This window comes from Myxococcus sp. AM011, assembly GCF_013372595.1.
In the GTDB taxonomy this organism is placed as follows: Bacteria; Myxococcota; Myxococcia; order Myxococcales; family Myxococcaceae; genus Myxococcus; species Myxococcus eversor.
In genome coordinates, this window is sequence record NZ_JABXEM010000147.1 from 18,868 (window position 1) to 27,530 (window position 8,663).

The 8,663-nt window shown below is 69.8% G+C and carries 6 protein-coding genes; all 6 read right to left on the minus strand.

Going from position 1 to position 8,663, the window contains the following annotated elements:
* Nucleotides 1-3: 3 nt before the first annotated feature.
* The 6 genes from HUW62_RS27580 to HUW62_RS27605 all read right to left on the minus strand — a co-directional run bounded on the left by HUW62_RS27580 (nucleotide 4) and on the right by HUW62_RS27605 (nucleotide 8,483).
* Nucleotides 4-4,170, minus strand: a complete 4,167-nt coding sequence (locus HUW62_RS27580) for a protein kinase (RefSeq protein WP_176436083.1) — start codon at nucleotides 4,168-4,170, stop codon at nucleotides 4-6.
* A 158-nt stretch (nucleotides 4,171-4,328) separates the two neighbouring features.
* Nucleotides 4,329-5,105: a ZIP family metal transporter gene (locus HUW62_RS27585; RefSeq protein ID WP_163865292.1), complete on the minus strand. Its 777-nt coding sequence runs from the start codon at nucleotides 5,103-5,105 to the stop codon at nucleotides 4,329-4,331.
* 45 nt (nucleotides 5,106-5,150) lie between these two features.
* Nucleotides 5,151-6,404 carry a COG3014 family protein gene (locus HUW62_RS27590; RefSeq protein WP_176436084.1) on the minus strand — a complete coding sequence of 418 codons (1,254 nt, stop codon included), beginning with the start codon at nucleotides 6,402-6,404 and terminating at the stop codon, nucleotides 5,151-5,153.
* Nucleotides 6,405-6,449: 45 nt separating this feature from the next.
* Nucleotides 6,450-7,058, minus strand: a complete 609-nt coding sequence (gene lpoB, locus HUW62_RS27595) for a penicillin-binding protein activator LpoB (protein WP_163865294.1) — start codon at nucleotides 7,056-7,058, stop codon at nucleotides 6,450-6,452.
* 14 nt (nucleotides 7,059-7,072) lie between these two features.
* Nucleotides 7,073-7,900 (minus strand): hypothetical protein, encoded by an 828-nt coding sequence (locus HUW62_RS27600; RefSeq protein ID WP_163865295.1) that lies wholly within the window; start codon nucleotides 7,898-7,900, stop codon nucleotides 7,073-7,075.
* Nucleotides 7,901-7,916: 16 nt separating this feature from the next.
* A complete protein-coding gene (locus HUW62_RS27605; protein WP_163865296.1) occupies nucleotides 7,917-8,483 on the minus strand; it encodes a hypothetical protein in 567 nt (188 codons plus the stop codon).
* Between the last annotated feature and the right edge of the window lie 180 nt (nucleotides 8,484-8,663).

Below are 8,663 nucleotides of genomic sequence, written 5' to 3' on the forward strand. Positions count from 1 at the left end.
GCGTCAGTCCCACTCCGCCAGCAGCGCACGCGCGGCCCAGGCATCCGCGAGCACCTGCCTGCCGGAGTAGACTTCCTTCAGCGACTCCAACAGCACCCGCGCCTCCGCCGCCTCGCCGGTGTGACGCGCCAGTCTCGCCAGCTCCACGGCCGCGCCCAGCTCGTGCAGTCGAGCACCCGTGTCACGCGCCACCGCGAGCGAGCGTCGGAAGCACTCGCGAGCCTCGCCGACGTCCCTTCGTAGAAGCAGGAGCTGTCCCTGCACGCGCAGCAACGTCGCCAGGTGGTGACGCGCCACGCGCCCTTCCACGTGCACCCGGGCCTCGCGCACGGCGGCAAGTCCCTCGTCTACTCGCCCTCCCGCGAGGTACGCGCGAGCGAGCGTCGTCAGGCACCCGCCCTGGAGAAGCGTCGCCCCCATTCTCGTCATCAGCGCGACTCCCTCGTGGATGCGCGCGACACCGCCCTCCACGTCGCCCAGGAAGGCCAGTGAGAGGCCGTGCATGCAGATGCTTCCCACCAGGGGCAACGGGAAGCCGTACTCCACGCAGAGGCCCACGGCCCGCCCTGACACCTCCAGCAACGTCGCCGGGTCTCCACGCTCCAGCGCCAGCATCGCGCCGAAGAGGGACACCGTGGCGATGGCGTAGGGATGGCTCATGGACTCCGCGAGCGCGAAGGCCCGAGCCTGCGTCGCGAGCGCGGTGTCGGTGTGGCCCAGCACCAGCTCGCTCACCGCCAGGTACATCAGCGCGTGCAGGCACTGCTCGGAGGCATGCCCCAGCCTGCCGCCGCGAATCTGCGCGAGCTGCTCCGCCACGCCCTCCCGACCGAGCAGCGCCTTCACCTCCAGGCCGTGGCTCCGACAGGACGTGTAGTCCGCCCGCCAGAAGGCCTGGCTGTTGAGCGCGCCGTGCAACACCACGCGCGTCTCCAGGTCCGCATGCGCGTCGCCCTGACAGCGGAAGAGCTCCGCGAGGTGGTCCATGCCCTCGCCATCGCCGCGCGCCAGCGCGATGTTCCACAGCCCCCAGAAGAGCGGCGTCGGAATGCACTGCGACGGGTCACATAGCGCGGCGGCTCGCGTGAAGACGTCCTCCACCTCGCGCGTGCCGAAGCCCTTCGAGGCCACCAGCGCCTGCCCCAGCTCCACGCGCAACACCATGTCGCATTCATCCCGCTCGCGGGAGGGGGGCAGGAGTTCGAGCTGCCCCAGCGCTCGCGTGTAGTGGCTGATGGCCTCCGGGAACGCCGACTTCGCGCCCGCGAGCTGGCCCGCGCTCCGCCAGGACTCCATCGCCTGCCGCGTCAGCCCCGCCAGCGTGGCGTGGTGGGCCACCATCTCCGGCTGCTCCTCCACCACCTCGGGGAACTGCTCGGAGAGCACCTGGACGACGCGGCCGTGGTAGCGCTGGCGCGTGCTGCGCAAGAGCGACTGGTAGGCCGCCTCTTGAATGAGCGCGTGTCGGAAAGCGTACGTGGTGCATGGCGGTTGACCCTGGCGGAAGAGCAACCCGGCCTGTTCCAGTCGCTCCAACTCCGGCTGCAGCTCGTCTTCCTGGAGGAAGGACACCGCGCGCAGCGTCTCGTAGTTGAACTCGCGTCCCAGCGTGGCCGCGAGCTGCACCTGGGAGCGCTGTCGAGGAGGAAGCTGGTCCAGGCGCGCGAGGAGCAGCTCGTGCAACACCGCGGGCACGGCGGAGAGCGTCTCGCCAGAGTCACCTCGCGCGGCCTCCTGCTCCAGCACCACGCGCGTCAGCTCCTCGACGAAGAGGGGGACGCCGTCCGTCCGTGACACCAGCCGCGCCACCGTGTTCGGAGCCAGGGCGCGCTGGCCCGCGACTTCTCGCACCAGGGCCGCGGTGGCCTCCGGAGGCAGGGGCTCCACATCCAGCGAATGGAACGCCGCGCTCTGCCCCCACGCATGCTCGAAGCCCGGACGCGCGGTGAGCAATACACACAGGCGCGTCCCCTCCATTCGCTCCAGCAACACACCGAGGAACTGGAGGGTGGAAGGGTCCGCCCAGTGCAAGTCCTCCACCACCAGCACCACGGGACGGCGCACGTCCTCGTGGCGGAACAACTCCACCAGGGCCTTCATCATCGCGGCCCGCTGCCGCTCACCGGACAGGTGAAGGAAGGGCGAGCCCTCCGGGACGGGCAGCGACAGGAACGCGGCGAGCGGACACGAGAGCTCCACGTCCACGCCCAACACGCCCAGGCGCTCCACCATCCGCTCCAGCTTGCGCTCGGGCGCATCGTCGCGCGCGAAGCCCAGGAAGCGCTGGAGCCAGTCGATGAGCGGGTGGAAGGCGCTGCCCGTCCCCCGCACACCGCACTGACACCGCGCCCAGGTGCTCGTGCCCGGAGCCTCGCGGTCATGCAGCTCCTGGACGAGCCGCGACTTGCCGATGCCCGCCTCCCCTCGCAACAGGACGCCCACGCCGCGCCCTCCCAGCGCATCCGCCCGCCACGTCGTGAGGCGCTGGAGCTCCCGCTCGCGCCCCACCAGCGGTGACAGCGCTCCCACGACGAGCGCCCGGTCGAAGCGGCTCGCCCCCGGCCTCTCTCCCAGCGCCTCGTGCACGTCCAGCCATGACGTGCCCGACAGTCCCTCGAAAGCCCAGGCACCCAGCGAGCGCGTGCGGATGCGGCCTCGCACCAGCGCATGTGTGCCCTCCGTGAGAAGCACCGCATCCGGCCCCGCCTGCGCGGCCAACCACGAGGCCACCTTCGGCGCTTCACCCTGCATGGGAGGCGCGGTCCCATGCAGCAGCGGCGACGCATCCGCCAGCGCGACACGGTCCGTGTGCAGCCCCACCTTCACCACCACGCCCGGAGGCCCCAGCCCCGCCAGCTCACCGGGCAGCACCTCTTGCAGTCGCAGCGCCGCGCGCACCGCTCGCTCCGAATCCCCCTCGCGCGCCACGGGGAAGCCGAAGCACGCGAGCACCTCCGCGCCCACCGCGAGCGTCATCGCGCCCTCGTGCTCGTGGATGATGCGCGTGCAGCCCTGGTGGAAGGCCCCCTCCAACTCGCTGCAATCCTCCGGGTCCAGGCGCTCCATGCCGCCGCGCTCCTGCGCGAGCCGACACGACACCAGCGTCACCAGCCGTCGACCGGAGACGCTCGAACGTGAGGCCGGGGTGGCATCCAGCCCCAGGAGTCGCCGCAGGCCACGCAGCCGCTCCAACAGCTCACCTCCATTCGCGGGACGCTCCACCGGGTCCTTCGCCAGCGAAGAGGCCACCAGGCGCACGAGTTCCTCCGGCAACCCGGGACACCGCCGGCTCACCGAGGGCATGGGCTGTCCGGAGGGAATGTGCAGACGCAACTCCGGCGCCTTCGCGGAAGGCAGCGGGTGCTCTCCGGTAAGCAGCTCGTAGAGCAACAGCCCCACGGCCCACACATCGGCTCGCGCGTCCGGAGGCTCGCCCCGCCATTGCTCGGGCGCCATGTACGCGGGCGTCCCGGCGCGAGCGGCCTCGGGAGCCAGGGCGGGCCCGGCCGGTGAGCGCGCGAGGCCAAAGTCGAGCAGCTTCGCCCTGCCATCCGCGAGCACGAAGACATTGGCGGGCTTGAGGTCGCGATGCACCAGGCGCCGCTCATGCGCATGCGCGAGCCCCGCCGCCACGTCCGTCATCAAGTCCAACGTGCGACGCAAGTCGGGCCGCTCCCGGCGCAGCAGGCGCTGCAGCGACTCGCCCTCCAGGAACTCCATCACCAGGAAGGGCACACTCAGCGGCACCTCCTCGCCTCGCGCCAGCGCGCCGGTGTTCCACGCGGATACGTCATGGATGCGGACGATGTTCTCGTGGTCCAGCCGCGCAATCGCCTGCGCCTCCTCGCGCAGCGCGGCCAGCAACGAAGGCGTGGCGAGCCCCCGGTGCGCGGCGAGGAACTTCAGCGCCACCGTGCGCCACAGTTCGTGGTCCACCGCGCGGAACACCTGCCCCATGCCACCACCGCCCAGGAGCCCGAGCACCTCGTACCGACGGCCGTCCAATCCGCCCAGTCGGTCTCCCAGGAGCGGCACCGGACTCGCGGCGCCCCCGTGGATGAGCCCCTGGAGCACCGCGTCCTCGAACTCCGAGCCCGCTCGCGTGGGCGAGTTCGCCGCCTCCGGGGAGACTGCCCCCGGGCCCTCCACCATGCCTCTGGGTGTGCTCATCGCGTGGGCCCTCCGTCGGGGCCACCGCCCGCCCGTCCGTCAGCCCAGGCAGGTGCTCCCCTCCCAGAGGGAGAGGGCGACGCGCCGGCGTTTGTGACGGAGAATCGTTTGTGACGAGGAAGCCTTACGGCCGAGGCTCGACACCCGAGCAGACAGGCTCAGTGCGCCGGATGCCCCATGAGTCGCGCCAGCCCGAACATCAGCGCCAGGCCCACGAACAGCGCCAGCACGTTGCGCCCCGGCTGGTCCTTGCCGTGCCGATGCACGTGCGGCAGCAAGTCCGACACGGCGATGTACAGGAACGTGCCCGCGGAGAAGGCCAGCGCCTTGGGCGCCATGCTCTCGAAGCGCAGCACCGCGTCGAAGGCGAAGTACAGCAGCGCGCCCGCCGGCACCATCAGCCCGTACAGCACGGAGAGCAGGAGGATGGAGCTTTTCGAGCGCCCCTCCGTCTTCAGGATGGAGGCGAGCGACAGCGCGGAAGGCACTTTGTGAGCGACGATGGCGAGCAGCGCCATCAACCCCACGCCCTCCTCCACCGCCGAGCCCAGGGCGATGCCGTCGAACAGCGTGTGCGTGGAAAGCCCGAGGAACGCGGTGAGCCCCAGCACCTGCCCGGCCTGCCCGGGAGGACGCCCGCTGCCGGACATGTGGTCTCCGGGCAGGTCCTCACCCGCGTGCGCGACGAGGTAGCGCTCCAGCACCAGCAGGAACACGAAGCCACCGGGCACCAGCGCGAAGGCCCACCAGCCTCCGCCCTCGTACGCCTCCGGCAGCATGTGGAAGAAGGCCGCGCCCAGCATCACGCCCGCGGCGAAGGCGAGGAAGCGAACCAACTGCGTGGGCCGCTGGTTCCACAACACCACCATCGCGCCCAACAGCGCGCCGACGACGACGATGAGGGAGTAGAGGGCCACCGTGGCCAGGACCGACATGGGGCGCGCACCCTACAACAAAACGGCCAATACAAAACCGCCGACTCAGTAGCGCCGCACCACCACCAGCCCCACCCGGCCCGGCTTCACGTCCACCGTGTGCTCCGTCACCCGGCCCCCCGCCTCCACACGCACCGTGTGGCTCCCCGCCGACACCCGGAAGCGCGCCACCTGGAACTCCGCGGGCAAGGAAAGCCAGGAACGCAGGTCTGGGGCATTGCCAGCGTTGAGCAGGAGGAAGGCCAGGATGCCCAGCTCCTCGCTCTTCGTCACCGCGCCCAGGCCCGCCGCCAGGCCCGCCTTCACCGCCGCGCCCGCGAGCTGCTTGGCGAGCATCCCGCCGATGCGGGTGTCCAGGTGCAGCCGCGCGACGTCCGCCAGGGACGTCACCGTCACCGCGCGCTCGTCCTGGTCGCCCAGCTTCACGCGCACCGACGGCGCGCTGCCCCGGTCCCGGTAGACAGGCACCTCGATGAGGTTGCCGCCGCCACTGCCATGGTCGCGCGACGCGGGCTGCTTCTCCGGCGACAGCCCCGCTTCCACGACGACCACGACTTGGGATTCGTCGCGAGCCAGCGGCGGGTGGGCCACCTCCGGGTACTTCTCCTTCAGCGCCGCGTAGACGTCATCGCGGCCGGTGTACTTCGACAGCCGCAGGAGCGGCTCCACCAGCGAGCCCAGCCGGGGCTCCAGCTCGTACGCCTTCGCATAGTCGATATAGGCCGAGTCCCAGTCGCGCTGGTCCTCGCGGATGACGCCGCCCAGGTAGCGGGCAATCGCGAGCTGCTGGTACGGCTTCTTCTCCTCGGTGACCATCTTCTGGAGGCGCTCGTTGACCTGACGCACCTCCACCATGGCCGCCTCGTCGTCCTCCAGCTCCGCGTAGTTGAGCGCCTGGAAGACGGAGATCATCAGCTTCTCGAAGTCCTCGCCGCGGTAGGCGCGCTGACGCTCGTTGGTGATGAGCGCCCCCGCCTCCTCGCTGACGGAGACTCCGTCGAGCTGCGCGCTGAGCTTCTCCGCCTCCTCCAGCACCGCGTTGCTCTCCGTCCACTTGCCCGCGGAGTGCAGCAGCATGCCCTTGTCCAGGAGCACGAGCAGCGCGTCCTTCCCCGAGCCCTCCTTCTCCATGGCGTCGAGCTGCGCGAGCGCCCCCGGATAGTCTTCCGACTGGTACGACGCGCGGACGCCTCGCGTGCGCGCCACGTAGTCACCGGCGCAACCCGTCAGCAGCAGCACGCTCGCCAGCGCGAGCACGCCCCCGAGAGGGCGCGCCGGATGGCGGAGAAGAGGAGTCATGAGCAGTCGAGCCTTCGCGTGGAGCCAGCGGCTGGCATCAGCGTGCTACCAGCTGACGCCGCGCTTCTCGAACTTCTTGCGGATCTGCTTCTCGTCCGTCCACTCGATGAGGCCGGTGCGCACGTTGCTCAGCTTCGCCGTCATCTTGTAGTACACGAGCTTGTCGCGGCCGACCTCCTGGATGATGGAGGCCAAATCCCCCGTCATCATGAAATCGACGGAGACCTGCGCGCCCGGGCCCTTCGCGGCGTTCGGGTCCACGTAGCCCGACTGCTGGTACTCGTACTCCTCCGCGATGTCCTGGCGCGCGGCCTGGTCCACCATGGCGAAGCGGCCCGTCTGCGCGAGCGCCGTTTGAATCTTGTCTCCCAGCGAGCGCATGTCGATGTGCTCGGACGTGCTGTTCTTCAGCTTGCCCACGAGGACGATGGGCAGCGAGCCGTCGGGACGCGGCGTGGAGAAGCGCGGCGAGGTGGCCAGCGACTCCGCCATCTTCTTGGCGATGAGCTGCAGGTCATTCTCGTTGAACTGGTCCGACAGCATCTCGATTTCGTTCGGGTCTTCGTATGAGCCGCGCGTGTACGCGCGCGGTCCACTGCACGCGACGAGCGAGGCGGCGAGGCAGGCGGTCAGGATGAGGCGATGGGTCTTCATGGTGCGTATGACTCCTAGTTCCATTCGCATTCGAAGCGGCTGCCCTCGAAGTTCCACTTGTAGTTGAGCACCGCGTCACGGCGATACCCGGCCGTCAGGCGGCACAGGCTCATGAGCGAGGCGCGGGGATAGTCGAAGGTGTAGCTCTGCGACTTCGCCCGCTCCTGCGGCGTGAGCTGAGAGGGATGGGTGAGCGTGGGGCTGGCGCTGGCGACCACCAGCACGTTGTGCTTGCCGTACGTCTTCAGCGGCACCCGCCCCGACAACTGCACGCGGCGCACCGTGCGCGCGACGAGGATGTCGCTGCGGTCCACTGTCGTCTCGTGGCGGTTGCGGCGCTGGAGCAGGTCCGTGATGTTGGCGCTGAAGACGCGGGTGAGGTCCCCGTCGTCGACGAAGAAGTAGAGGAACGCCTCGCGCGCGACGCGGCTCTCACCGGTGAAGTCCATCGTCACCAGCAAATCCAATTCCCGGTTGGGGGCGATTCCGTGGCGCGACACCGCCGCGAGCACCGTCTTGTCCACGCCCGCCTTCTTCAACTTGATGAGGCCGTCCGCGCTGGCGTCACACGCGCAGCGGCGCTCCTCAATCATCTTCACCAGCTGCGCGGGCTCGAAGCCGGCCTGGGACAGCTTGGTCAGCTCCTCGTCCGTGAGGGGAAGCTGGTCCGAGCGCTCGTAGATTCGCGGGAGCTGGTTCGGGTCCCACTGGATGATGTTGTAGGTCTGCGTGGTGCCCGTGGGAAAAGGCAGGGCGACCTGCGGGCCTCCACTCGAGGAGAAGCTGACGGGCGCCTGACTGGCGGCCAACGTCAGGGCGGCTGCGAGCACTTGGGCAATCATGGCGAACAGCCTCCCCTTAGAACCTGTAACCGATGGACATGCCCAGCCGGTGCGTCACGCCGCCACCGCCGATGGGGATGTCCGGGTTGTAGTTGAGCCCCAGGAGGATGTTGTCCCGGTGGCCCATCAGCACCTCGGCGCCCAACTGCGGGGAGATGCCGAAGCGCAGGCCCTCCGCCTCCGGAATCACGATGGCGCCGGCCCGCAGGCCCGCGGTGAACACCAGCGGCCAGCCCCACGTGCGGAAGCGCGGGCCCACCATGCCGATGAAACGGCCTCCGTCGAAGACGTACGCGGCGCTCGCGTCGAGCGAGAACCAGTCCGCGCCCCACAAGGACAGCGTGGCGCCCACGTACAGCGGAGGGCCGGAGGGCGCGTCCTCGGGAGGCTCCCTGTCGTTGATGGCCGCGCCCCAGTCGAGCTGCAGCGACACGCCCTGGCTGTTCGAGCCGGAATAGCCGCCCTTGCCATACTCGGATTCCTCGGGCCCATCCGTGCGGCCCCGGTCCTGCGCGGCGGCGGTCAACGGCGCCGCGACGGCCAGCGACAGAAGGGCTCCGCACAACCTGGAATGACGCTTCATCTCGAAGACTCCCACATGCGGTAGGTGCGAAAATTCCGACTGCAACGACGGTGCGGCGTCCCCAATATTCAAAACACCCTCCCGTCAGGCAAGGGCCCCTTGCGTCTCTCCCGCTCTCTCAGGAGGTGCGAGGCCCCGTGGGTGGCAGGTCCTGGGGGGCATCCGGCTGGGGGTCCCGAG